The 22,352-nt window shown below is 74.5% G+C and carries 24 protein-coding genes, 3 tRNA genes, 2 pseudogenes and 1 riboswitch; of the genes and pseudogenes, 20 read left to right on the top strand and 9 right to left on the bottom strand.

Going from position 1 to position 22,352, the window contains the following annotated elements; all coding sequences use genetic code 11:
• Positions 1 to 12: 12 nt before the first annotated feature.
• Positions 13 to 294 (top strand): annotated as a pseudogene (locus ACZ6O2_RS10195) (hypothetical protein); the annotation flags it as partial.
• A 140-nt stretch (positions 295 to 434) separates the two neighbouring features.
• On the opposite strand, the gene ACZ6O2_RS10190 reads toward ACZ6O2_RS10195, so the two are convergent.
• Together ACZ6O2_RS10190 and bluB are read right to left on the bottom strand one after the other, a co-directional pair.
• A complete protein-coding gene (locus tag ACZ6O2_RS10190; protein ID WP_466022617.1) occupies positions 435 to 1,274 on the bottom strand; it encodes a Rieske (2Fe-2S) protein in 840 nt (279 codons plus the stop codon).
• 149 nt (positions 1,275 to 1,423) lie between these two features.
• Positions 1,424 to 2,053, bottom strand: a complete 630-nt coding sequence (gene bluB, locus ACZ6O2_RS10185) for a 5,6-dimethylbenzimidazole synthase (RefSeq protein WP_466022616.1) — start codon at positions 2,051 to 2,053, stop codon at positions 1,424 to 1,426.
• Between the two features lie 37 nt (positions 2,054 to 2,090).
• A riboswitch (cobalamin riboswitch) is annotated at positions 2,091 to 2,285 on the bottom strand.
• Between the two features lie 139 nt (positions 2,286 to 2,424).
• Here bluB and ACZ6O2_RS10180 point away from each other — a divergent pair.
• Positions 2,425 to 3,342, top strand: coding sequence for an EamA family transporter (locus ACZ6O2_RS10180; protein WP_350702084.1), 918 nt, complete (start codon positions 2,425 to 2,427; stop codon positions 3,340 to 3,342).
• Positions 3,343 to 3,384: 42 nt separating this feature from the next.
• Positions 3,385 to 4,146 (top strand): crotonase/enoyl-CoA hydratase family protein, encoded by a 762-nt coding sequence (locus ACZ6O2_RS10175; RefSeq protein WP_350702086.1) that lies wholly within the window; start codon positions 3,385 to 3,387, stop codon positions 4,144 to 4,146.
• Between the two features lie 50 nt (positions 4,147 to 4,196).
• Here the strand turns inward: ACZ6O2_RS10175 and ACZ6O2_RS10170 are convergent, their stop codons facing one another.
• A complete protein-coding gene (locus ACZ6O2_RS10170; RefSeq protein ID WP_466022615.1) occupies positions 4,197 to 5,672 on the bottom strand; it encodes a dihydrolipoyl dehydrogenase family protein in 1,476 nt (491 codons plus the stop codon).
• 91 nt (positions 5,673 to 5,763) lie between these two features.
• Here ACZ6O2_RS10170 and ACZ6O2_RS10165 point away from each other — a divergent pair, with 91 nt between their 5' ends.
• Positions 5,764 to 6,828, top strand: a complete 1,065-nt coding sequence (locus ACZ6O2_RS10165) for a serine hydrolase domain-containing protein (protein WP_466022614.1) — start codon at positions 5,764 to 5,766, stop codon at positions 6,826 to 6,828.
• Between the two features lie 21 nt (positions 6,829 to 6,849).
• Here the strand turns inward: ACZ6O2_RS10165 and ACZ6O2_RS10160 are convergent, their stop codons facing one another.
• Entirely contained in the window at positions 6,850 to 7,788 is a 939-nt protein-coding gene (locus ACZ6O2_RS10160) for a phytoene/squalene synthase family protein (protein WP_466022613.1), read from the bottom strand.
• A 65-nt stretch (positions 7,789 to 7,853) separates the two neighbouring features.
• On the opposite strand from ACZ6O2_RS10160, the gene ACZ6O2_RS10155 reads away from it, so the two are divergent.
• The 9 genes from ACZ6O2_RS10155 to ACZ6O2_RS10115 all read left to right on the top strand — a co-directional run bounded on the left by ACZ6O2_RS10155 (position 7,854) and on the right by ACZ6O2_RS10115 (position 14,085).
• A complete protein-coding gene (locus tag ACZ6O2_RS10155) occupies positions 7,854 to 9,005 on the top strand; it encodes a polyprenyl synthetase family protein (protein WP_466022612.1) in 1,152 nt (383 codons plus the stop codon).
• Positions 9,005 to 10,513, top strand: a complete 1,509-nt coding sequence (crtI, locus tag ACZ6O2_RS10150; RefSeq protein ID WP_466022658.1) for a phytoene desaturase family protein — start codon at positions 9,005 to 9,007, stop codon at positions 10,511 to 10,513. The genes ACZ6O2_RS10155 and crtI overlap by 1 nt, the downstream gene beginning before the upstream one ends.
• Positions 10,514 to 10,547: 34 nt before the next feature.
• Positions 10,548 to 11,159, top strand: a complete 612-nt coding sequence (gene idi / locus ACZ6O2_RS10145; protein ID WP_466022611.1) for an isopentenyl-diphosphate Delta-isomerase — start codon at positions 10,548 to 10,550, stop codon at positions 11,157 to 11,159.
• The gene (locus ACZ6O2_RS10140) at positions 11,149 to 12,102 is read left to right on the top strand and encodes a MerR family transcriptional regulator (protein WP_466022610.1); all 954 of its coding nucleotides are present in this window, start codon (positions 11,149 to 11,151) and stop codon (positions 12,100 to 12,102) included. Before idi ends, ACZ6O2_RS10140 begins: the two co-directional genes overlap by 11 nt.
• Before the next feature lie 74 nt (positions 12,103 to 12,176).
• On the top strand, positions 12,177 to 12,977 hold the full coding sequence (locus tag ACZ6O2_RS10135; RefSeq protein WP_466022609.1) for a polysaccharide deacetylase family protein: 801 nt from the start codon (positions 12,177 to 12,179) through the stop codon (positions 12,975 to 12,977).
• A gap of 154 nt (positions 12,978 to 13,131) precedes the next feature.
• Positions 13,132 to 13,204 (top strand) — tRNA-Glu (locus ACZ6O2_RS10130).
• A 32-nt stretch (positions 13,205 to 13,236) separates the two neighbouring features.
• A tRNA-Asp gene (locus tag ACZ6O2_RS10125) sits at positions 13,237 to 13,313 on the top strand.
• Positions 13,314 to 13,414: 101 nt separating this feature from the next.
• Positions 13,415 to 13,488 (top strand) — tRNA-Phe (locus ACZ6O2_RS10120).
• Positions 13,489 to 13,716: 228 nt separating this feature from the next.
• Positions 13,717 to 14,085 carry a DUF1707 SHOCT-like domain-containing protein gene (locus ACZ6O2_RS10115; RefSeq protein WP_466022608.1) on the top strand — a complete coding sequence of 123 codons (369 nt, stop codon included), beginning with the start codon at positions 13,717 to 13,719 and terminating at the stop codon, positions 14,083 to 14,085.
• Between the two features lie 69 nt (positions 14,086 to 14,154).
• Here ACZ6O2_RS10115 and ACZ6O2_RS10110 read toward each other — a convergent pair whose 3' ends face one another.
• On the bottom strand, positions 14,155 to 14,613 hold the full coding sequence (locus ACZ6O2_RS10110; protein WP_466022607.1) for an ArsI/CadI family heavy metal resistance metalloenzyme: 459 nt from the start codon (positions 14,611 to 14,613) through the stop codon (positions 14,155 to 14,157).
• A gap of 20 nt (positions 14,614 to 14,633) precedes the next feature.
• On the bottom strand, positions 14,634 to 14,783 hold the full coding sequence (locus tag ACZ6O2_RS10105; protein ID WP_466022606.1) for a hypothetical protein: 150 nt from the start codon (positions 14,781 to 14,783) through the stop codon (positions 14,634 to 14,636).
• Positions 14,784 to 14,860: 77 nt separating this feature from the next.
• Here ACZ6O2_RS10105 and ACZ6O2_RS10100 point away from each other — a divergent pair, with 77 nt between their 5' ends.
• The 6 genes and pseudogenes from ACZ6O2_RS10100 to ACZ6O2_RS10075 all read left to right on the top strand — a co-directional run bounded on the left by ACZ6O2_RS10100 (position 14,861) and on the right by ACZ6O2_RS10075 (position 19,182).
• Positions 14,861 to 15,235: an ArsR/SmtB family transcription factor gene (locus ACZ6O2_RS10100; protein ID WP_466022605.1), complete on the top strand. Its 375-nt coding sequence runs from the start codon at positions 14,861 to 14,863 to the stop codon at positions 15,233 to 15,235.
• Positions 15,232 to 15,939, top strand: a pseudogene (locus ACZ6O2_RS10095) (aquaporin); the annotation flags it as partial. The gene ACZ6O2_RS10100 and the pseudogene ACZ6O2_RS10095, both read left to right, overlap by 4 nt.
• A gap of 20 nt (positions 15,940 to 15,959) precedes the next feature.
• The gene (locus tag ACZ6O2_RS10090; protein WP_466022604.1) at positions 15,960 to 16,475 is read left to right on the top strand and encodes a GNAT family N-acetyltransferase; all 516 of its coding nucleotides are present in this window, start codon (positions 15,960 to 15,962) and stop codon (positions 16,473 to 16,475) included.
• Between the two features lie 13 nt (positions 16,476 to 16,488).
• The gene (locus ACZ6O2_RS10085; protein WP_363702390.1) at positions 16,489 to 16,917 is read left to right on the top strand and encodes an arsenate reductase ArsC; all 429 of its coding nucleotides are present in this window, start codon (positions 16,489 to 16,491) and stop codon (positions 16,915 to 16,917) included.
• A gap of 211 nt (positions 16,918 to 17,128) precedes the next feature.
• Entirely contained in the window at positions 17,129 to 17,764 is a 636-nt protein-coding gene (locus tag ACZ6O2_RS10080; protein WP_466022603.1) for a GAP family protein, read from the top strand.
• 290 nt (positions 17,765 to 18,054) lie between these two features.
• Entirely contained in the window at positions 18,055 to 19,182 is a 1,128-nt protein-coding gene (locus ACZ6O2_RS10075) for an alpha/beta hydrolase family protein (RefSeq protein WP_466022602.1), read from the top strand.
• Positions 19,183 to 19,382: 200 nt separating this feature from the next.
• On the opposite strand, the gene ACZ6O2_RS10070 is transcribed toward ACZ6O2_RS10075, so the two are convergent.
• Positions 19,383 to 20,369, bottom strand: a complete 987-nt coding sequence (locus ACZ6O2_RS10070) for a hypothetical protein (protein ID WP_466022601.1) — start codon at positions 20,367 to 20,369, stop codon at positions 19,383 to 19,385.
• A gap of 214 nt (positions 20,370 to 20,583) precedes the next feature.
• Between ACZ6O2_RS10070 and ACZ6O2_RS10065 the strand changes: the two genes are divergently transcribed.
• A complete protein-coding gene (locus ACZ6O2_RS10065; protein WP_350702110.1) occupies positions 20,584 to 21,099 on the top strand; it encodes an SRPBCC family protein in 516 nt (171 codons plus the stop codon).
• A gap of 63 nt (positions 21,100 to 21,162) precedes the next feature.
• Here ACZ6O2_RS10065 and ACZ6O2_RS10060 read toward each other — a convergent pair whose 3' ends face one another.
• Positions 21,163 to 21,870 (bottom strand): DUF2786 domain-containing protein, encoded by a 708-nt coding sequence (locus tag ACZ6O2_RS10060; protein ID WP_350702112.1) that lies wholly within the window; start codon positions 21,868 to 21,870, stop codon positions 21,163 to 21,165.
• Between the two features lie 53 nt (positions 21,871 to 21,923).
• Entirely contained in the window at positions 21,924 to 22,313 is a 390-nt protein-coding gene (locus ACZ6O2_RS10055) for a hypothetical protein (protein WP_350702114.1), read from the bottom strand.
• Positions 22,314 to 22,352 lie beyond the last annotated feature (39 nt).

Here is a 22,352-nt window from a genome sequence, read left to right as displayed (position 1 = left end):
ACCCGCCGGGCGCTGGCCCGTGCCGGAGCGACCCGCCGGGCGCTGGCCGGTGCCGGCCTGGCGCTGCTGCTGGCGCTCGGGGCGGCCGTGTCCGCACCCGCCGCGGGGCGCGCGGACCCCGGCGCGGAGTGCCCGCCCGGGCAGAGCGACTGCAGCGTCTGGGACGACGACCCCGGCACCCCGGGCGGCCCCGGCGGCGGGGACACCGGCGGGGGCGGCGACTCGGGCGGCGGGGGCGGCGGCGGGAAGTGCCAGTGGAACGGCCGCACGGTGAAGTGCTACGACGACGTGCTCGCCACCGCCGCCCCTAACCCACCCAACCCAGCGTCTCGCTCAACTCATCGCGCCCTGACGATTGCACTCACCACTTGACGCCGCTCCGATCAGGACCGCAACAACTTCATGATCAACGGCATGAGGGTGGGGTGGGTGGGTCAGGGGAGGCGGGTTTCCAGCATGCCGTTGACGATGCGGGTGGGCAGGACCTGCTGGTCGTTGCCGGACGGCCCGTGCACGACCTCGCCGCCGTTGAGCCGGAACGTGCTGCCGTGCCACGGGCAGACCACGCACGCGTGCCCGTCGATCTCCTGCACCTCGCCCTCGCCGAGCGGGCCACTCTGGTGCGGACAGCGCTCCAGCATCACGGTGACCTCGTCGCCGTGCCGGTAGAGGATCACCGAGACGTCGTCGATCTCCCGAGTGATCAGCTTTCGCTGCGGCAGGGCGGACATGTCCGCGATCGAGTGCCAGCCGTCACTCATCCGGTGCAGCTCGGAAATGCTCTGGTTGACCTGCGCGCCCTGCTTGTACGCCAGGTGCCCGCCGATGTACGCCCCCATGCTCGCGGCGCTGAGCCCGAGGAAGCCGAGCGTACGGCCGAGGTTGTGCCGGCCGGTCATCCGGGCGGCCACGGAGCTGGCGTAGAACGCCAGGCCGACGCTGTTGGAGGCGGCGTGCACCAGGCCGATCCGGCGCTGGTCTCGGGCGAGGGCTGCCCAGTCGTTGAGCCCGGCGACCGCAGCCGGCAGGGCGCTGATGGTGCCCACCGCGCACAGCGTGGTGGCGGCGCGGCGCTGCCCCTGCATCAGGTCCAGCACGGCCGTGCTGAGCCACGCGCCGACCGGCACCTGCACCATCGCCGGGTGCAGCGGGTGCCCCAGCCAGACACCGTGCAGCAAGTCGCGAACGCGCCTTGGGCGGAGGGTGGCCTGGACGGCCCGCTGCAACCGGTCGCCGATCCGGTCCAGCGCGGAGGCCTGCTCGATCTTCGTCATGAGTGCTCGCACCCGGACCGACTTCCCGGCAGGAGCGACCGCAAACCGGTCTCCGGTGACGGATCCGCAGCGGTACGTGACGAGGCCCCTGCCGACCCGGAACCGGGCGGGCCCCGGCCGGATGGGGCCCACCCTCCGCGATGGTGCGGTCAGCGGTCCGGCGGCGTCCAGCGGTCGTGGTGGATCGCCTCGGCCAGCGGGCGCTTCTGCCGCCAGCCGTGCCGGGCCAGGTCGGGCACGGCCTCGAAGTGGGTGACCGGCCCGAGGCAGAGCCACGCCACCGGCCGTACGCCGTCGGGGATGCCGAGCAGCTCGGCCAGCCAGGGCTCCCGGTAGAACGACACCCACCCGACGCCGAGCCCCTCGGCGGTGGCAGCCAGCCAGAGGTTCTGGATGGCGAGGCAGGCCGAGTAGAGCCCGGTGTCGGCGATGGCGTGCCGCCCGAGCACGGCGGGGCCACCGCGGGCCGGGTCGTAGGTGACCACCACGGACAGGGTGGACTCCAGCACCCCGTCGATCTTGATGCGGGCGAACCGCTCGGCCGCCTCCCCGTCCAGGGTGGCGGCGAAGGTGTCCCGCTCGGTCAGGACGTGCTCGTGGAACCGGCGCCGCAACTCGGGGTCGCGGACGAGGACGAAGTCCCAGGGCTGGGAGTAGCCGACGCTCGGCGCGGCGTGCGCCGCGGTCAGGACGCGGTGGAGCGTCCCGTCGGGCACCGGCGCCCCGGTGAACTGGCCGCGGACGTCCCGGCGGCGATGGATGACGTCGTAGAGATCCAAGGCAGGCTCCCGCTGCGCTCGGCCCACGCTCCGGGCGTGGGCACGTGACCGCGAGGCCGGTCTTCGGACTCCCGGATCGACGCCTGGCCGTCCGCCTTCCCGGCCCGGGCGGGCCAGTGGCTGCGCTCTCGCGCGTGGACGGTGGCTCCCCGGTCACCGCGGCGGGCCCGTGCCGGATTCGCACCGGCTTCCCGATTCTCCCCGCTCGCGCGGGGCACCTCACATGATCGTGCCGCCCGGCATGCTAGCGCCGCGCCACCCGGACCCGCCGCCCCGCCGCCCGGCCGGACCCGCCAAGGGCCGGGCCCGACCGCCGGCCGGGCGTGGAAATCCGGTCGCGGGCCGCGCCGTCCGCGACCAGTGTGGTCCGGGTGTACGCACTCGCCTCCCGCCCGCTGCCGGCCGGCCACCCGGCGGCCCGGCTGACCGTCGCCCTCGGCCGGCCCCGGGCCGTGCCGCCGCCGCTGCTGATGCTGCTGGGCATGCTCTCCACGCAGGTCGGTGCGGCCGTCGCCAAGCAACTCTTCGGCAGCACCAGCGCCGGCGGTACGACCACGCTGCGGCTCGGCTTCGCCGCGCTGATCCTGCTGCTCGTGGCCCGGCCCGGGCTGCGGCTGGGCTGGCGCGCCGCCGGCCTGGTCGGGGCGTTCGGGCTCACCCTGGCGCTGATGAACCTCGCCTTCTACGCGGCGCTGCACCGGGTGCCGCTCGGCGTGGCGGTCACCATCGGTTTCGCGGGGCCGCTGCTGGTGTCGCTCGCCGGCAGCCGCCGGCCCGCCGACGTGGCGTGGGCGGTCCTGGCGGGCGGCGGGGTGCTGCTGATCAGCGGGCTCGGCGGGACCGGGGTGGACCGGGTGGGGCTGCTGCTGTGCGTCGCCATCGCGGTCGGCTGGGCCGGGTACGTACTGCTCGGCAAGGCGGTCAGCGCCCGCGTGCCGGGCAGCCAGGGTCTCGCGCTGGGGATGGCCGTCGCCGCGCTCGCCGTACTGCCGTTCGGGGTCGCCGGCAGCGGCACGGCGCTGCTCGATCCGTGGACCCTCGCGCTGGGCGTCGCGGTGGCACTGCTGTCGTCGGTGCTGCCGTACTCGGCCGAACTGGCCGCGCTGCGCCGGATGCCGGCCCGGGTCTTCGCGATCCTGCTCAGCCTGGAGCCGGCGATCGGCGCGCTGGTCGGGCTGGTCCTGCTGGGCGAGCTGCTGGCCTGGCCGCAGGCGGCCGGTGTGGCGTGCGTGGTCGGCGCCGCGCTGGGCGCGACCCTGGTCCGCCCCCGCGCCACGAAGGCGCGCTGACGCCCCCTGGCGCCGCCGGCACCACCGGGGCATGCTGTGCCGATGGGCGTACGCGTCGAGCACGACGGGCCGGTGACCACGGTGATCCTGGACCGGCCGGCGGCCCGCAACGCGGTCGACGGGCCGACGGCCCGGGCCCTGGCCGACGCGTTCCGCGCCTTCGAGGCCGACCCCGACGCGGCGGTGGCCGTACTCTGGGGCGCCGGCGGCACGTTCTGCGCGGGGGCCGACCTGAAGGCGATCGGCACCCCGAGCGGCAACCGGGTCGAGCCGGAGGGGGACGGCCCGATGGGCCCGACCCGGATGACGCTCGGCAAGCCGGTGATCGCCGCGATCTCCGGTCACGCCGTGGCCGGCGGGTTGGAGCTGGCGCTCTGGTGCGACCTGCGGGTCGCCGAGTCCGACGCGGTCCTCGGGGTGTTCTGCCGGCGCTGGGGGGTGCCGCTGATCGACGGGGGGACGGTCCGGCTGCCCCGGCTGATCGGCGAGAGCCGGGCGATGGACCTGATCCTCACCGGCCGGCCGGTGCCGGCCGAGGAGGCGTACGCGATGGGGCTGGTGAACCGGCTGGTCGCCCCGGGTGAGGCGCGGGCGGCGGCCGAGCGGCTGGCGGCCGAGATCGCCCGGCACCCGCAGACCTGCCTGCGCAATGACCGGGCCGCCGTGCTGGCCGGCGCGGGCCAGCCGGAGCCGGCGGCGCTGGCGACCGAGCTGGCGTACGGGATGGACTCGCTCGCCGCCGACGCGGCGGCCGGGGCGGCCCGGTTCGCCGCCGGCGCCGGGCGGCACGGCGCGGCCGTCTAGCGCTGGCGGCACGGCGCGGCCGGCTAGCGCTGGCGGCACGGCGCGGCCGGCTAGCGCAGGTGCCGCAGCGCGTCCTCGATGGCACGGTGGAACGTCGGGTAGGCGTAGATCATGTGCCGGAGCCGGGCCAGCGGCACGGCCGCGTGCACCGCCACCACCAGCCCGGAGAGCACCTCGCCGCCGGCCGGTCCGACCGACGTCGCGCCGACCAGCACGCCCTGGTCGGCGTCGGCGACCAGCTTGACGAAGCCCTCGTTGCCGCTCTTGTGGATCCAGCCGCGCGCCGACGACGACAGCTCGGCGAGGCCGACCTGCACGTTGATCCCGCGCTCGCGGGCCTGCCGTTCGGTGAGGCCGACCGCGCCGATCTCGGGGTCGGTGAAGGTGACCCGGGGCAGCGCGCGGTAGTCGGCGGGCGGCACCGCGCCGGCGGAGGCGCCCGGCCCGGCGGCGCCGGACGCGCTGACCACGCCGGCCGCGCCGCCCGTCACGCGGGCGGTGCCGCTGGCGTCCGGCCCGCCGTCGGCGCGCCGGGCGTGGTCGAGCACGTCGGCGACGACGATCCCCGCCTGGTACATGGCGACGTGGGTGAACGCGCCCTCCCCGGTGACGTCGCCGACCGCCCACATCCCGTCGGTGACGCGCAGCCGGTCGTCGACGGCCAGGTACCGCTGGCCGGCGTCCACCCCGACGGTGTCCAGGCCCAACTCGTCGAGGTGGGCCCGACGGCCGGTCACCACCAGCAGCCGCTGCCCGGTGAACTCCGCCCCGTCGGCCCCGCGCAGCGTGAAGCCGCGCCCGTCGTGGCGGACCCGCTCCGCCCGTACGCCGGTGTGGATCTCCACCCCGTCGGCGCGCAGCGCGGCGGCGGCCACCTCGGACGCCTCCGGCTCCTCGACCGCGAGCACCCGGCCCGCCGCCTCGACGACGGTGACGCGGACGCCGAACCTGGCGAACACCTGGGCCAGTTCCAGGCCGATCGCGCCGCCGCCCAGCACCAGCAGCGACTCCGGCAGCTCCTCGACCTCGATCGCCTGGCGGTTGGTCCAGTACGGCGTGTCGGCCAGCCCGTCGACCGGCGGCACGGACGGCTTGGTGCCGGTGCCGAGCACGATTCCGTGCCGGGCCTGGAAGACCCGCTCGCCGACCCGGACCCGGCCGGGGCCGTCGAGGCGGGCGCTGCCCCGGACGAACCGGCCGCCCTTGCCGGTGAAGCGTTCCACGGCGACCGTGTCGTCCCAGGTGTCGGTGGCCTCCTCGCGGATCCGCTTCGCCACGGGCGCCCAGTCGGGCCGGACCTGGGCGGTGCCGGCGAGCCCGTCGACCCGGCGCGCCTCGGCGATCGCGTTGGCCGCCCTGATCATCATCTTGCTCGGGATGCATCCCCAGTACGGGCACTCCCCGCCGACCAGGTCACGCTCGACGCCGACGACGGTCAGCCCGGCCTCGGCGAGCCGCCCGGCCACCTCCTCGCCGCCGACCCCGAGCCCGACCACGACCACGTCCACCAGTTCCGGCTCCGCCATCCCGCCAGCATTCCGCACCACCCGGTCTCCGACCACCCGGCCGGCGCGATATTCGCTGCCCGGGCGGTGGTCGGCCGCCTACGGTGGCCGGATGCGCGCCCGCTTCTCCGCCGTCCACGACTGCTTCGCCGACCTGCTCGCCAGCGGCCGGGAGACCGGGGCCGGCCTGGCGATCTGGTACGACGGGGAGCCGGTCGTCGACATCGTCGGCGGGGAACGGTCGCCGGGGCGGCCGTGGCTGCCGGAGACGCTGGTGAACGTCTACTCGGTCGGCAAGCCCGTCGCCGCGCTCTGCCTGCTGATGCTGGTCGACCGGGGCCGGCTCGGCCTGGACGACCCGGTCGCCGCGCACTGGCCGGACTTCCGCACCGCGGCCACCGTCCGGCAGGTGCTCGCGCACACCGCCGGACTACCGACCTTCCCGGTGCCCCGGCCGGCCGCCGCGGTCGCCGACTGGGACCTGCTCTGCGCCGACCTCGCCGCCGCCGGGCCGGAGTGGCCGCCGGGTTCCGTCGCGGGCGAGCACGCCTGGACGTACGGGCATCTGGTGGGCGAGCTGGTGCGGCGGGTCGACGGGCGGTCGGTGGGCCGCTTCCTGGCCGAGGAGATCGCCGGGCCGTGGCGGCTGGACCTCGGCTTCGGCCTCGGCGAGGCGGACCGGCGGCGCTGCGCCGAGCTGCGGTACGGCGACCCGGGGTGGCCGGACCGGGTGGCCGGCACGCCGGGATCGCTCTGGGCGCGGGCGCTGGACAACCCGCCCAGCGGGCGGGACCTGGCGGTGGTGAACAGCCCGCTCTGGCGGGGCGCGGAGGTGCCGGCGGTCAACCTGCACTCGACGGCGGGCGCTCTGGCCCGGCTCTACGCTGGCCTGCTCGCCGGCGGCGTCCTCGACGGCGTACGCCTGTTCAGCCCGGAGCTGGTGGGCGAGGCGACGCGGGTCCAGTACGACGGCGACGACCTGCTGCTGGGCCGGCGCACCCGGTGGACGCTGGGCATGCAGTGGGACGAGGACGGTAGTTGGGGCATGGGCGGGATCGGCGGCAGCTCCGCCTGGGCCGACCCCGCGCGCGGCTACACCTTCGCCTACGCCACGTCCCATCTGGCCGACCACGACCGGGTCGACGCCCTGGTGGACGCCCTGCACTCCTGCCTCTGACCCCCCGGGGCGGCGCGGCCGTCACGGGGCGGGCACGGGGACCGGGGCGGTCGCCACGGCGGGCCCGGGGATCACCACGGGCGTGCCGGTCGGGGTGAGCAGGGCGCGGGCGGCCACCGCCAGCCGGCGGCGCCGCGGCACCAGCGCCCGGCCGGCGAAGACGTCGTAGTCCTGCGCGGCCACCTCGTCGAGGATGCCGCCGTACAGCGCGTACGCGGTGCGCATGCACGCCTGCGAGGCGGGCGCGAGCAGCGTGATCCCGGGTGCCGCGGCGGCGTAGTGCGCCTGGGCGCGGCCCACCTCGTACGCGATCAACTCCCGGATCCGGGGCGTGGCGCGCCCCCGGGCGCGGGCCTCGGTCAACTCCTCGCGGGTGACGCCGAACAGGGCGAGGTCGTCGTCGGGCAGGTACGTCCGCCCGCGCTCGAGATCCTCGCCGATGTCCCGGATGAAGTTGGTGAGCTGGAAGGCGAAGCCGAGCTGGCGCGCCGGCTCGCGGGCCGCAGCCGGGTCGGAGCTGCCCAGGATCGGCAGCATCATCGTGCCGATGACGGCCGCCGAGCCCTCCATGTAGTCGAGCAGGTGGTCGTAGGTGCGGTACGAGGTGACCGTCAGGTCCATCGCCATGCTCTTGAGGAACGACACGAAGTCGTCCCGGTCGAGATCGAAGACGGCGATGGTGTGCAGCACGGCCGGGAGCAGCGGGTCGTCGACCGGCTGGCCGTGCAGCCCGGCGACGAAGCGGCCGGCCCAGTCGTCGAGCCGCGCCGCGCGCTCGGCCGGGGACAACTTCTCGGTCCGGTCGACGATCTCGTCGGTGTAGCGGGTGAACCCGTAGAGGGCGTGCACGTGCCGCCGTTTCCAGGCGGGCAGCAGCCGGGTGGCGAGATAGTAGGTGCGGCCGTGGCGTCTGTGCACCGCACGGCAACGGTCATAGGCAGCGGTGAGATCCGTGTCCACCGGCCCTCCTCAAGTATCGACGCACCAATCGACGCAAGACGTAACCCTAGGGTACCCTCGGCCGCATGGCCAACGACGCAGTTGCCGGCAACACCCTCCACGTCACGCCGGCAGGCCCGGAGGACGGGGACGACCTCGTCGGCGCGGTCCTGGCCGCGTACACCAGGGATCTGGTCACGGCGGTGGACCGCACCCTGGCCGCCTTCCTGGCCGCCGAGGTCGCCTCGCTGGCCGAGATCGACGCGGCGATGGGCCGCTTCGCCGCGACGGCGCGCGACAGCGTGCTGGCCGGCGGCAAGCGGGTCCGGCCGACGTTCGCCTACTGGGGCTGGCGCGGCGCGGGAAGCGCGGAGCCGCTGCCGGCCGTGCTGCCGGCGTTCGCCGCCCTGGAGCTGCTGCACACCTTCGCCCTCGTGCACGACGACGTGATGGACGCCTCCGCCACTCGACGCGGCCGGCCGACCGTGCAGGTGGCGCAGGCCGCCCGGCACGCCGCCGCCGGGCACCGGGGCGACCCGCGTCGGTTCGGCGAGGCGGTCGCGGTGCTGGTCGGCGACCTCTGCGTGGTGTGGGCCGACCGGCTCCTCGCGCACGCCGCCCTGCCGCCGGCCCGGCTGCTCCACGTCCGCCGCTGCTACGACCAGATGCGGGTGGAGACGATCGCCGGGCAGTACCTCGACGTGCTCGGCGAGAGCGACGCGGCGAACTGGTCGGTCGACCGCGCGCTGCGGGTCGCCCGCTACAAGACCGCGAGCTACACGGTGCAGAAGCCGCTGCTCTTCGGCGCCTGCCTGGCCGGCGTCGACACCGACGCCCCGCTGACCGCCGCGTACACCCGATACGGGCTCGCGGTCGGCGAGGCGTTCCAGCTCTGCGACGACCTGCTCGGCGTCTACGGCGACCCGTCGGCCACCGGCAAGCCGGCCGGCGACGACCTGCGCACCGGCAAGCCGACCGCGCTGCTCATGCTCGCCCGGCAGCTCGCCACGCCGGCTCAGCGGCGCGTGCTGGACCGGGTCGGCGACGGGGTGACGGACGAGGAGATCGCCCGGCTCGCCGGCGTGGTCGCCGACACGGGCGCGGTGGACCGGGTCGAGCGCATGATCTCCGACCGGGTCGCCGAGGCGCTCGCCGCGCTCGACGCCGCGTCGATCGACGAGACGGCGCGCACCGCGCTGACCGGTCTCGCCACCGCCGCCACCAACCGGCGGGCATGATGGGCAGCTTCGCACAGGGGGGTGGTCGCGTGCGCACCGTGCACGGGCGTACGGACCGGGTGGTGGTGGTCGGCGCCGGCCTGGGTGGGCTGGCCTGCGCGCTGCACCTGGCGGGCAGCGGCCGACAGGTGACCGTGCTGGAGCGCGAGCCGGTGCCGGGCGGCCGGGCCGGCCGGCTCGGCGTCGACGGCTACGAGTTCGACACCGGCCCCACCGTGCTCACCATGCCGGACCTGATCGCCGAGGCGCTCGGCGCGGTGGGCGAGGAACTGGACGACTGGCTCGACCTGACCCCGCTCGACCCGGCCTACCGGGCCTACTACCCCGACGGGTCGACGCTGGACGTCATCACCGACACCGCCCGGATGGCCGCCGAGATCGCCCGGGTCTGCGGCCCCCGCGAGGCCGACGGCTACCTGCGCTTCGTCGACTACGCCCGGAAGCTCTGGCAGTGGGAGCGCGCCGACTTCATCGAGCGCAACCTGGACGCACCCACCGACCTGCTCACCGGCAACCTCCTGAGGCTGCTGGCGGGCGGCGCCTTCCGCCGGCTCCAGACGAAGATCAACCAGTTCTTCCGCGACCCGCGCACCCAGCGGATCTTCTCCTTCCAGGCGATGTACGCCGGCCTCGCCCCGCACGACGCCCTGGCCATCTACGCGGTCATCGCGTACCTCGACTCGGTGGCCGGGGTCTACTTCCCGCGCGGCGGCATCCACGCGGTCTCCCGCGGCATGGCCGGCGCCGCCGAGAAACACGGCGTGCAGATCCGGTACGACACCACGGTGACCCGGGTGGAGACCGCGAACGGCCGGGCCACCGGCGTGCTGACCGCCGACGGGGAGCTGATCCCGGCCGACGTGGTGGTGCTCAACCCCGACCTGCCGGTCGCCTACCGCGACCTGCTGCCGCCGACCCGCCCCCGCAGGCTCACCTACTCGCCGTCCTGCGTGGTCCTGCACATTGGATCCCGGCAGGGATATGGGAGGATCGCCCACCACAACATCCACTTCGGACGGTCCTGGAAGGGCACCTTCGATGAGGTCATCCGGCGCGGCGAGCTGATGAGCGACCCGTCCCTGCTGGTGACCAACCCGAGCCGGACGGACCCGTCGGTCGCGCCCGCCGGCCGGCACAGCTACTACGTGCTCGCGCCGGTGCCCAACCTCCACCGGGCGCCGTTCGACTGGCGGGGCGACCTCACCGACCGCTACGCCGACCAGCTCGTCGGGACCCTGGAGGAGCGCGGCTACGTCGGCTTCGGCGCGGGCATCGAGGTGCTGCGGGCCGTCACCCCGGCCGAGTGGGCCGAGCAGGGGATGGCCGCCGGCACCCCGTTCGCCGCCGCGCACAGCTTCTTCCAGACCGGCCCGTTCCGCCCGTCGAACCTGCACCGGACGCTGCCGAACGTGGTCTTCGTCGGCTCGGGCACCCAGCCCGGCGTCGGCGTGCCGATGGTGCTCATCTCCGGCAAGCTCGCCGCCGGCCGCATCACCGGGGAATCCTGATGGCCCTCGCCCGCACACCCGAAAGGCACCTGCCGTGACCACCCGCGAGAAGCACCTCGTCGAGCTCGTCGACGACGCCGGGCACGCACGGGGCGAGACCACCGTGTCCGCCGCCCACCAGCCCCCGGGCCAGCTGCACCGCGCCTTCTCGGTGCTGCTCGTCGACCCCGACGGCCGAGTGCTGCTCCAGCGCCGGGCCGGGGTGAAGACCCGCTTCCCGCTGCGCTGGGCCAACTCGTGCTGCGGTCACCCCGCGCCCGGCGAGTCGCTGGTCGAGGCCGCCAACCGCCGGCTGCGCGAGGAGCTCGGCGCCGACCCGGTCGAGCTGACCGAGGTCGGGGTGTACGTCTACTACGCCGACGACCCGGCCACCGGCCGGGTCGAGTTCGAGTACGACCACGTCCTGCGGGGCGGGTTCCGGCCGGGCACGCCGCTGCTGCCCGACCCCGACGAGGTGGCCGAGCTGCGCTGGGTCGATCCCGTCGAGCTGGTCGCCGACCTCGACGCCGATCCCCGCGCGTACGCGCCCTGGCTCGGCGGGGTGGTGAACCGGCTGCTGCGGCCGACCGTCGGCCCGCCGAACACGGCCACGAGCCCCTCCGCGCTGCCGGCGGACGACGCGTCGGAGCGGTCGGGTGGCCGATGAGGCGCTGAGCGCGGGGGCGGTGGCCAGGCAGCTGGGGGTCGCCGTCACCACCCTGCGCACCTGGCACCAGCGCTACGGGCTCGGCCCGAGCGAGCACGTACCGGGACACCACCGGCGCTACACGCCGGCCGACCTCGCGCGCCTGGAGATCATGCGGCGGCTCACCGCCCAGGGGGTCACCCCCGCCGAGGCGGCCCGCTGGGCCCGTCGGACGCCGGAGGCCGCACCCGCCGCCGACGCCGGCGCCCGCCCGCCCGCGCGTACCGCCGGCGCTCGGGACGGCGGCGGCCCGACGATCCCGGTCGGCCGGGCCGGGCCGGCCGCCCGGGGCCTGGCCCGTGCCGCCATGCGGCTGGACTCGGTGGCGATCAGCGAGGCGATCGCGCACGCCGTCGAGACGGACGGGGTGGTCGCCACCTGGGACGGGCTGCTGCGCCCGGTGCTCGTCGGCATCGGGGAGCGGCACGCCGCCACCGCCGGCCTGATCGAGGTCGAGCACCTGGTGTCCCGGTGCGTGTCGGAGGCGTTCGCGGCGGTCGCCCGGGCCGGCGCGCCCACCGGGCCGCCGCGCGTCCTGCTCTCCTGCGCCGACGAGGAGCAGCACAGCCTGCCGCTGGAGGCGCTCGCCGCCGCGCTCGCCGAGGCCGGGGTGGGCTACCGGATGCTCGGTGCCCGGGTGCCGATGGCGGCGCTGGTCGAGGCGGTCAACCGGACCGGGCCGGCCGCCGTGGTCGTCTGGTCGCACGCCCCGGCCACCGCCGATCCCGCCCAGCTCACCGCCCTGCTCGCCGCGCCCCGCCGGCCGCTGCTGGTGCTCGCCGCCGGCCCCGGCTGGCCGGCGGACTCGCTGCCCGCCGGGGTGGTGCGGCCGCTCGACCTCAGCGAGGCGGTCTCGCTCGCGCTGGCCGTACGCGACTCGCTGGGCCAGTCCACCGCTGGCTGACCGGGGTGCCGGGACGGAAAGCCGTCCACTAGCGTCGGGGGTCCGCTGACCCCGACCCCCTTCGGGAGCGAACGATGCGCCCACGCGCCGTACTGGCATCCGGTCTGGCCCTTGCCCTTGTCCTCGGCGGCTGCGGCGACACCTCCGCGTCCCCGCCGGAGGCGGCCGGCCCCAGCCCCGTCGCCTCGGCGCCGCTGCCGCCGGAGCCGACCCCGACGGCCAGCCCGCGCCCGACCCGCAGCACCCCGCCCCCCAAACGCCTGGTCCGGCCGCTGCCCAGCAAACTGCCGCCGGGCCTGCAGCGCAGCAGCGGCGTGCGGGCCGTGGCGCTGACCTTCGACGACGGGCCCGACCCGGTCTGGACGCCGAAGATCCTCGACCAGCTCCGCGCGGCGCGGGTCACCGCCACGTTCTGCGTGGTGGGCACCCAGGCCCGCCGCCACCCCGATCTGGTGCGGCGGATCGTGCGGGAGGGGCACCAGCTCTGCAACCACAGCTGGCGCCACGACCTGGACCTCGCCCGGCGACCGGTCGCCGAGATCCGCAGCGACCTGGCCCGCACCAACGCGGCGATCCGGGCCGCGGTGCCCGGGGCCAAGGTGCCGTTCTACCGGCAGCCGGGCGGCCGGTGGACGCCCGAGGTGGTGTCGGTCGCCAAGCAGTTGGGCATGCGGTCGCTGCACTGGAACGTCGACCCGCAGGACTGGGGCAAGCCCACCACCGCGACGATCACCAAGCGGGTACGCGCCGCGGCCCGGCCCGGATCGGTCGTGCTGCTGCACGACGGAGGCGGCGATCGGGCCGCGACACTGGCCGCCTGCCCGCACCTGATCACCGACCTGAAGCGCCGCTTCGGCATCGCCCGGCTCCGTTAGACCGCCCCTGACCTGCGGTTTTGGGGCTCGTTGTGGCCAGCGCCATACCGGTTTGGTCGAGCGGCCGACCATCACGTAAGCTATCCAAGCCTCCGGCGGGGCCGGATGGGAGCAAGTCCGCTTGAAGTTGCGAGTGTGCAATGATGGCGGGGCCGCCCTCATCGTCTAGCGGCCCAGGACGCCGCCCTTTCAAGGCGGTAGCACGGGTTCGAATCCCGTTGGGGGCACGGTCCGGCTTCGGCCGGAGGCAACAAAGCTAGGTCCTGTGGAGCAGTTGGAGTGCTCGCCGCCCTGTCAAGGCGGAGGTCGCGGGTTCAAGTCCCGTCAGGACCGCCAGCGCTGACGCCGCGCCCACCATGCGCGGCGTTCTGCGTATCGGAGCGTGTGACCCTCCCGGCGGACAGCCCGCCGTGCGGGTAGCATGAACCGAGCAACACGGCCAGGTAGCTCAGTTGGTACGAGCGTCCGACTGAAAATCGGAAGGTCGGCGGTTCGACCCCGCCCCTGGCCACATAGCCTTTCGCCGGGCTACTGAAGCGCCGACCAGCGGAAACGCCGGTCGGCGCTTCTGCGTGCGGGCTCCTGCCGTATCGATCGGCGTTGCCCGTGGTTGACCGCTCTTCGCCGGTGATCACCGCCACATGTTGCACGTTCGCTGCACGCCGCTTCCTCGCCTGCCGGGTCGATCAGATTCGGTTTCGGTCCCTCTCGTGACCATTGCCGTCGCTACCCTCTGCTTGTGAACGACATCCGGGTGTCACACCGCGAGCGAGAAGCGGTCGTGGTCCGGCTCGGCGTCGCTGCGAGCGAGGGGCGGTTGACCCTCGCGGAGTTCGAGGACCGGTCAACGCATGCCTACGCCGCGAAGACCTACGGCGAACTGGACGTCCTGGTGGCCGACCTGCCGACGCTAACGCGCGACCAAGCAGGCATGGCACGCGATCAAGCAGGCATGGCACGCGATCGCGAAGGCATGGCACTGTCGTTCTTGGCGCTCGCCGCAGGTGTGCTGTGGGTGCCGTTGTGGGATTACACCCGCGTTCTCCTTCCGGGAGTCGCCGGCGTCGTGTTCGGCTATTTCGCCTTAACCGTCACGTATCGCACGTGAATCGCACGGCTCCCCTCAAGCCGAACGCGCCCGCCCCCTGGTCGAGGTCGGGCGCGTATGCCTCACCAGTCAGCAGCAGCTTCCAGCGGCACTGGCCGTGGCCGGCTCCTCCTCGGCGGCCGGGGTGCAGCACGCGCTCTCGGTGGCCTTCTCCAACCGGGGGGAGTCGGCCTTGACGGTGTAGACCTCCCAGGCCTCGTTGCCGGGCCCGCGCACCCACACCTTGTCCTGGAGGGCGTAGCAGCACTCGGTGTTGTTCTCCTCCAGCGTGATGAGGCCGGAGTCGGTGAGACGCCGGGTCGCGGCGGTGACCTCGTCGGTGCTGAGCACCTCGACGCCCAGGTGGTCCATCACGGTGGGCTGGTCGGCCTCGCCCTCCAAGAGGACGAGCTTCAGGGGCGGGTTCTCTACGGCGAAGTTGGCGTAGCCGGGGCGACGCTTGGCGGGCTCGGCGCCGAACAGCTTCGAGTAGAAGGCCACGGAGCCTTCGAGGTCGGACACGCGCAGAGCGAGCTGGACACGAGACATGGTTGTTCCTCCTGATGAATTCAGCGGACGTGGTAGGTGAGAGCGGCGGTGCGGTTGCGCTCGTAGCGGGCGTCGGCACGGCAAGCCGCGGCGCACACCTGCCCGCAGGGCTCGCAGAACGTCACGCCCTGGTCGGGGGCGCTACGGCGGGGGTGGAACAGCTTGAACATCAGGTCGCCCTTGCCTAGATGCTTTTCGAAGCAAGGACTACGTTGCACCCTGTTTTGAGATCTGTCAAGCTAGAGGAATGTCGAAACAAGAGCTGCCGGTGGTGGGCCTCAACGCGGTCGCCTGCTGCTCCCCGATCGCTGTCCGCCCGATGAACCCCGAGCAGGCGGCGGTAGTCGCGCCGATGTTCAAGGCCCTCGGTGACCCGGTCCGGCTGCGGCTGATGTCGATGATCGCGTCGGTGCCGGAGATGTGCGTCTGCGACCTGACCCCGGCGTTCGACCTGTCCGGGCCGACCATCTCCCACCATCTCAAAGTGCTGCGCGAGGCCGGCCTGGTCGACTCCGAGCGGCGCGGCACCTGGGTCTGGTACCGGGTGAAGCTGGAGGCGTTCCGCCAGCTCGGCGCGCTGCTGGAGATCTCCGCCGCCCCCGCAGCCGGCAGCGCCGAGTGAGCCTCGCCCTGCCCCGGCGGGCATCGGCGGAGTTCGCCGGCACCGCCCTCCTGGTCGCCGCCGTGGTCGGGTCTGGGATCGCGGCCTCCCGGCTCTCTCCGGCTGACGTCGGGCTCCAGCTCCTGGAAAACGCGATCGCCACCGCCCTGGCCCTGGGCGCGCTGATCCTGACCTTCGGGCCGGCGTCCGGGGCGCATTTCAATCCGGTCGTCTCCGCCGTCGACTGGTGGCTCGGCCGCCGCGCCGGCACCGGCCTGACCGGACGGGATCTCGCCGCCTACACCGCAGCCCAGATCGGCGGCGCGATCACCGGGGCTGTCCTGGCTGACCTCATGTTCGACCTGCCGGCCGTGGCCTGGTCGCGCACCGACCGGGTCGGTGGGAACCTGTGGCTGGCTGAGGTGGTCGCCACCGCCGGCCTGGTCCTCCTGATCTTCGCCCTCGCCCGCTCCGGCCGCACCTCCGCTGCTCCGGCCGCCGTGGGCGCCTACATCGGGGCGGCGTACTGGTTCACCTCGTCGACCTCGTTCGCCAATCCGGCCGTCACCATCGGCCGGGCCTTCACCGACACCTTCGCCGGCATCGCCCCCGCATCCGTGCCTGGCTTCATCGCCGCCCAGCTCGTCGGCGGCCTGGTCGCCGTCGCCGCCCTCGCCGCCTGGTACCCCCACGCCGCCGACTCCGCCGACGCCGTCGTCGTGCCGCACCTCGCCCAGGAAAACCGATGACCGCCCCCGCCAGCACCGCCGGCATCACCATCACCGCGATGGGCGACCAGCACGCCGACGCCGTGCTCGACATTTACCGGCTCGGCATCGCCACCGGCCACGCCACCTTCGAAACCGAGCCACCGACCTGGGAGCGGTTCACCGCGACCCGGCTACCGCACCACCGCTGGGTGGCCGTCGACCCCACCGGCCGCGTCCTGGGCTGGGTGGCCTGCTCGGCCGTGTCCGACCGATGCGTCTACGCCGGGGTCGTCGAGCACTCCGTCTACGTCCATCCCGACGCCCGCGGTCTAGGAGTCGGCCGACTCCTTCTCGACGCCCTGATCGCCTCCACCGAGCAGGCCGGCATCTGGACCATCCAATCCGGGGTCTTCCCCGAGAACACCGCCAGCCTCGCCCTGCACACCGCCTGCGGCTTTCGCACCGTCGGCACCCGCGAACGCGTCGGCCGACACCACGGCACCTGGCGCGACGTCACCCTCATCGAACGCCGCAGCCCCACCATCACCTGACAGGAGGCCCCCGATGAGCGACAAGCCCACCGTCCTGTTCGTCTGCGTCCACAACGCCGGCCGCTCCCAAATGGCCGCCGGCTGGCTGCGCCACCTCGCTGGCGACACCATCGACGTCCGCTCCGCCGGCTCCGAACCCGCCGACCAGATCAACCCCGTCGCCGTCGAAGCCATGCGCGAGGTCGGCATCGACATCACCGACCAAACCCCGGCCCGGCTCACCTGGGACACCGCCGAAACCAGCGACGTCATCATCACCATGGGCTGCGGCGACGCCTGCCCCGTCTTCCCCGGCAAACGCTACGAAGACTGGAAGCTCACCGACCCCGCCGGGCAGCCCCTCGACGTCGTCCGCCAGGTCCGCGACGACATCCGCGCCCGAGTCGAGAAGCTGATCACCGACCCTTCATCGACGCCTCGTGCTCCTACGAGCGGCCGGTAACCCCGTCGCGAAAGCCGGTCGGCGCTTCCGCGTTCCGCCCGAAATCCCGGCTGCCCGGTCTGCCCCTCGTTGACCCCGGAATCCCGCCGATGGCCCGTCCCGTGTCACACGTGGATTGCGCGGACTCACTGTGGGCCGGACGGACCGGATCACCCAGAACGCCGACCTGGCGGGCCGGTTCGGAAAAGAATCAGGGCGACAGGGAGGGACCGTGAATCTGCTGAGTGTCCTGCCGCTCGCCTTCGTGATGATCGCCGGTCCGCAGATCATCAGCGCCATCTTCCTCGCCTCCAGCCGGAACGCGAAGCGCAGCTCGCTCGCCTACCTGGTCGGCGCCGGGCTCGGCATCCTCGTCGCGCTGACCGTGTGGTACGTCGTCTTCCACACGGTGCATGGCGCCGGGAACGGGCAGCGCAAGCATGACGGCACGCGTCGCGTGATCGACTGGGTGGTGCTGCTGGTGCTGCTGGCGTTGATGGTGATGATCTTCGCCCGCCGCAGGCGAAGCCAGCCGCCGAAGTGGATGAGCAGGTTGCAGGAGGCCGAGCCGCGCTTCGCCTTCAAGCTGGGCTTCCTTCTCTTCATCGCCATGCCCAGCGACGAGGCGACCATGCTGGCAGTCGCCGGGAGCCTGGCAGGCCACGACAAGCCGTGGTGGAACCTGCTGCCGTTCCTGTGTCTAACGCTGCTGCTACTGGCATTGCCACTGCTCGCCCTGCTCGCGTTCGGTCAGCGGGCGACGGCAGCGCTGCCGAAGATCCGCGACTGGGCCAATGACCACTCGTGGTTGGTCAGCGAGGCGGTGATCCTGATCTTCGTGGCCATCGTCGTGTCCGGCCTGCTCTGATCACCGCCGCTCGCGGAGGATCTCCTCGTCGGGCAGTCGCCCGACCGGCCAGCCCCGAAAGCGACGCGGAGAAAGCTGCGCCTCCGCCGGGCCGGTCGACGCTGCCGTGGCCGACCGCGCGGGGCCGAACCTGACGAAGGTGGGTACCCCCGCCTGTCGTTCGGGCACGGTGCGAGCCCCTGGCGGATCCCTACCGTCGACGCGTCACGACGGATCTCAGGGAGGCAGCATGATCACTTCAACTGCGCTGGTGACACGCTTCGGCGCGGCGGCGTCGGGCGCAACGGCCGGTGGTCGCCTTGCGTAGCGGCGGCCGGGCACTGCTCGTACTCCTGACGCTGCTGGCCGCACTGCTGGCCGGCAGTCCGGTCGCGGCCCAGGCGTCGGCGCCGGCGTTGAAGCTGCCGGCACCGACCGGCCACTACCCGGTCGGCACCACCTGGCTGCACCTGACCGACGACGCCCGGCCCGACCAATGGCGGCCCGAGCTGCGCCGGGAGCTGATGGTGTCGCTCTGGTATCCGGCGGTGGCCGCGCCGGGCGCGCCGGCGCCCTACACCACCGCGGCGGTCTCCGCGCGGATCATCGCCGCCGAGGGGTTGCCCCTCCCGCCGGACCTGTTGACCACCGTACGCACCAACGCCCGCCGCGACGTGCCGGTCCGGCCGGCCGCCCGGGGCTGGCCGCTGGTGGTGCTCTCTCCCGGCTTCAGTCTCAGCCGGGAGTCGCTGACCGGGCTGGCCGAGGAGTTGGCCAGCCGGGGGTACGTGGTGGCCGGCGTGGACCACCCCCACGAGGCGCGGGGAGTCGAGTTCCCGGACGGCCGGGTCGCCGACTGTCTCGCCTGTGAGGCGACCGGGCAGGACAGGCTCCCCCGGGTGGTCGAGGGACGGGCGGCCGACGTGTCGTTCCTGCTGGACCGGCTGACCGGGCCGCGTCCGGTGTGGCGCGGCGCCCGGTTCATCGACGCGAGCCGGATCGGAATGGCCGGGCACTCCATCGGCGGCGCGAGCGCCGCGCAGGTGCTCCGCACCGACCGGCGGGTCGACGCCGGCGTCAACCTGGACGGCACCCACTTCGTCCCGGTCCCGGCGGGCACCGTGGCCAAGCCGTTCCTGCTGGTCGGCTCGGAGCGGCCGACGGACGCGAGCTGGCTGCGCGACTGGCCCGGCCTGACCGGCTGGAAGCGGTGGCTCACCGTCACCGGCAGTGGTCACCTCTCCTTCACGGACCGGCCGGTCCTCGGCGCCCAACTAGGCATGGATCCGGGCGCCATCCCGGGGGACCGGCAACTGCTGATCACCCGCGCGTACGTCGCGGCGTTCCTCGACGCGCACCTGCGTGATCGACCGCAGCCCCTGCTCGACGCACCGGCCCCGGCCTATCCCGAGGTGCGTTTCCGGGACGAGGCGGCATGACGAGGCGCCCGACGCCCTGACCCGTACTGGTCAGGGGGCAGGCAGCCGGAAAGGTCGGTGGGCCAGCACCACCCCTGGCCGCAGTCGTCGGGGATGCACGGTCCCTGCCCGCGCAGGACGCGGGTGGGGACCGGCGTCGTCTGCGGCTGGTCCGTCGTCACCGGCGCGACGAGGGCGGCCCAGGGTCGGGGGCCGCCCCGTCAGCGCCCCTGTTGCCGGCGCTGGGCCATCCCGCTCTGGATCGCCTCCCACACGCTTCGCCCGGCCTGCCGCAGCGTCTCCCCCGCCTGCTCCGCGAGCTGCGCCGCGCTCGGCGTCCCACCACCGCCGGCTTCGTCGGGCTGCTCGCGCGGCCCGCGCCCAGGCCCGCCCTGCTCCCCGCGGGCCTGCTCCGGCCCGCCCCGCTCCGGGCGCGCCTGGGCGGACGGGCCCGCCTCGCGCCCCGCCTGCTCCCGGGCGCGCTGGCCCTGCTCCCCGCCGCCGCCCGGGCCGCCGCCCGGCGTCGCCTGGCCCGCGCCCGGTCCCCCGCCCTGACCCGGGGCGCCCGGCTCCCGCAGGGACCGGTCGGCGACCGCGCCGATGGCGCCGACCTGCTGCCCGAGATCGTCGGTCGCGCCGCCGGGCCGCTCCCCGGAGGCGCTGACCTGCCCGCCCCGCCGCTCCGCCGAGCCCGCTGCCTGCCCGCCGGGTTGCCCCGCCGAGCCGGCGACCCGCCCGCCGGGTTGCGTTGCCGAGCCGGCGAGCAGCCCGCCGGGTTGCGTTGCCGCGCGGGCGACCTGCCCGCCCGGGCTCGCCAACTGCTGCGTCGCCCGGTTCACGTCGTCGATCGAGGCGATCGCCGTACGGGACAGGGCGTCGATGATCTGCGGATTGCGGTCGATGGTGCTCAGCGCCCGGTCGAGGATGTCGACCAGCTTCTCCAGGCGCACCTTGAGCTGTGCCTCGGCGTGCACCCCGGTCATGTCCAGCTCGACGCCCCGCAGGTGCACCCGGACGCCGGCGTCGAGCTGGAGGAGGTTGGCCACGCGCGCCCGCAGGGACAGGTCGGCGTCCAGCCCGTCCACGGCGAGCCGGATCGAGTCGACCGACACCTCCGGTACGTCGAGCAGGACGTCCGGCTCCGTCGCCCCCTCCTGCGCTGGCCCGGCGACCCGGTCCGGCTCCCGCTGCTGCGCGTTCTCGCTCATGCTCCCCGCTCCGCATCCTCCGGCCCGGTCCGGCCGGGACCGTCCGGCGCGCTTACCCGCTATCCGGTCGACCATCCCGTCCCGCCTCCGTCCCGCCCCGGGAAGGCGCGTCCGGCCGGCCGACGGCCGCCGTACGGGCGTACGAAAAGGGTGTCCGGAACCGGGCAGCGCGCGAAGCTGCACACCCGGGCATCAGCCGGTATGGTCCGGGCCTATGGGACAGGAGATGGCTGACCCGGCCGGCTTCCGGCAGGAGTACGACCAGTTCTCGTTGCGCAGCGTTCTCCTGGTCCCCGGCCCCGCGGATCAGGCGTTCGCGGTGTTCACCGACGCCCTGGCGGCCTGGTGGGTGACGGAGTACACGTGGTCCGGCCCGGAGCACCTGGCCGAGCTGGGCATGGAGCCGCGCGCCGGCGGGATGCTCTACGAGATCGGCCCGTACGGCTTCCGCTGCGACTGGGGGCGCGTGCTGACCTGGGATCCGCCCCGGCGGCTGGTCTTCACCTGGCAGATCGGCGCCGACCGGGCGCCGGTGCCGGATCCGGCGCAGGCGAGCGAGGTGGAGGTTCTCTTCCACGCGGACGGGCCGGAGCGGACCCGGGTGGAGGTCGAGCACCGGCACTTCGACCGGCACGGCGAGGCCGCGGAGGGCTACCGGCAGGCGCTGACCGCCGGCTGGCACGAATTGCTCTCCCGCTACGCGACCACGGTGGCCCACGGCGCCGGCTGACCCGGCCCGCGCCACCCGCCGCCGCACCCGCCGGGCACGGGCACCGTCGCCGTGGCCCGAGCGTCAGTGGCCGATGCCCGGGCGGGTGCCGGGAGCCGTGGCGACTCCCCGGCCCCCGAGGTCGGCGCGGCGTCCCGCCTCCGCGCCGGAGCCGAACCCGCTGCCGACCAGCCGGCGCGGCGCGGCGGTGCGCAGGCGCGGGTACACCTCGGCGACGCGGTGCCGCACCCGATCCGACCGGTCGGCCAGCACCAGCGCGACCGACGACCCGCCCGAGTCGGCGGCCGCGTGGGCCTCGGCCGCCCTCAGCCGCACGCCGATCACCTGGGCGAAGCCGGCCAGCCAGGAGCGCCGGAAGGCGGCGGGATGCTCGCCGGGCGGCACCTCGGCCGCGGCCAGCCCGTGCGCGGCCTGCACGAGCAGCGACGTGAAGAGCAGGTCGACGCGTTCCAGGTCGCTGGCGAAGCCGAACAGGTGCATGGCGAAGCCGCTGCCCTGCCGGCGGCGGACGCAGCGGCAGCGCAGCGGGTCGGCGACTGCGGCGAGCAGGCCGGCCTTGTCCCGGGCGTACGGGGCGACGACCTCGACCACCCGGTCGCCCACCGGGTCGGTGGCCGGGTCCCGGGCGGCCAGCAGCGCCCGGTCCACGCCGTAGCGGGCGATCAGCTCGGTGGCCTTGGCGGTGAAGGCGGCCGACTCGGCGGGGGTGCAGGCCGGGTCCTCGGCCTGGGCCAGCAGCTTGCGCACCTTGCTGAGCATGGCCTCGGACATGCCCCAAGCCTGTCACGCGGGCGGGTCGACCCGGGACGGCGGCGGCCCCCGGATCAGCCGGCCCGGCTGCGCAGGGTGGCCACCGTCGAGCCGGCCAGGGTGAGCAGGCAGTCCGGCAGCAACCCGTCGGCCGCCGCCGCCCCGAACAGCGCCTCGCCGGTGTCGGCGTCGGCGTTGGCGTACGCGCTGACGAAGCGGGCCACCCAGCGCGTGTCGTAGTCCGCCTCGTCGATCCCGGGAAAGTCCAGCGCGCACGTGCCCGGCGGCACCGGCCCGCCCACCATGGTCGCGGCGAGGCACCAGGCCACCCCGTACGCGCCGGCCAGGCCGGAGCGGTCGACGACCGCGTCGAACGCCCCCACCACCGCGTCGCCGTCCCCGGCCAGCGCCGAGCGGAGCACGGCGGTCGCGTCGTCGAGCGTCTGCTGTGGTGATTCCGTCACGCACCGCACGGTAGGGCAGCGGGTCAAGCGATCGGCGAT

The organism is Micromonospora sp. NPDC048040 (genome assembly GCF_055587185.1).
The sequence above is the reverse complement of the archived record's forward strand: the minus strand, read 5'-3'. Positions and strand labels throughout refer to the sequence as shown.

Coding starts and splice junctions, on each gene's coding strand:
- ACZ6O2_RS10170 (WP_466022615.1), bottom strand. CDS start 5,672: ATGGCGGAGCCGGAACTGGTGGACGTGGTCGTGGTCGGGCTCGGGGTC.
- ACZ6O2_RS10065 (WP_350702110.1), top strand. CDS start 20,584: ATGGGACAGGAGATGGCTGACCCGGCCGGCTTCCGGCAGGAGTACGAC.
- crtI (WP_466022658.1), top strand. CDS start 9,005: ATGGGCAGCTTCGCACAGGGGGGTGGTCGCGTGCGCACCGTGCACGGG.
- ACZ6O2_RS10085 (WP_363702390.1), top strand. CDS start 16,489: ATGAGCGACAAGCCCACCGTCCTGTTCGTCTGCGTCCACAACGCCGGC.
- ACZ6O2_RS10135 (WP_466022609.1), top strand. CDS start 12,177: ATGCGCCCACGCGCCGTACTGGCATCCGGTCTGGCCCTTGCCCTTGTC.
- ACZ6O2_RS10070 (WP_466022601.1), bottom strand. CDS start 20,369: ATGAGCGAGAACGCGCAGCAGCGGGAGCCGGACCGGGTCGCCGGGCCA.
- ACZ6O2_RS10090 (WP_466022604.1), top strand. CDS start 15,960: ATGACCGCCCCCGCCAGCACCGCCGGCATCACCATCACCGCGATGGGC.
- ACZ6O2_RS10060 (WP_350702112.1), bottom strand. CDS start 21,870: ATGTCCGAGGCCATGCTCAGCAAGGTGCGCAAGCTGCTGGCCCAGGCC.
- ACZ6O2_RS10165 (WP_466022614.1), top strand. CDS start 5,764: ATGCGCGCCCGCTTCTCCGCCGTCCACGACTGCTTCGCCGACCTGCTC.
- ACZ6O2_RS10105 (WP_466022606.1), bottom strand. CDS start 14,783: ATGTTCAAGCTGTTCCACCCCCGCCGTAGCGCCCCCGACCAGGGCGTG.
- ACZ6O2_RS10100 (WP_466022605.1), top strand. CDS start 14,861: ATGTCGAAACAAGAGCTGCCGGTGGTGGGCCTCAACGCGGTCGCCTGC.
- ACZ6O2_RS10175 (WP_350702086.1), top strand. CDS start 3,385: ATGGGCGTACGCGTCGAGCACGACGGGCCGGTGACCACGGTGATCCTG.
- ACZ6O2_RS10155 (WP_466022612.1), top strand. CDS start 7,854: ATGGCCAACGACGCAGTTGCCGGCAACACCCTCCACGTCACGCCGGCA.
- ACZ6O2_RS10190 (WP_466022617.1), bottom strand. CDS start 1,274: ATGACGAAGATCGAGCAGGCCTCCGCGCTGGACCGGATCGGCGACCGG.
- ACZ6O2_RS10110 (WP_466022607.1), bottom strand. CDS start 14,613: ATGTCTCGTGTCCAGCTCGCTCTGCGCGTGTCCGACCTCGAAGGCTCC.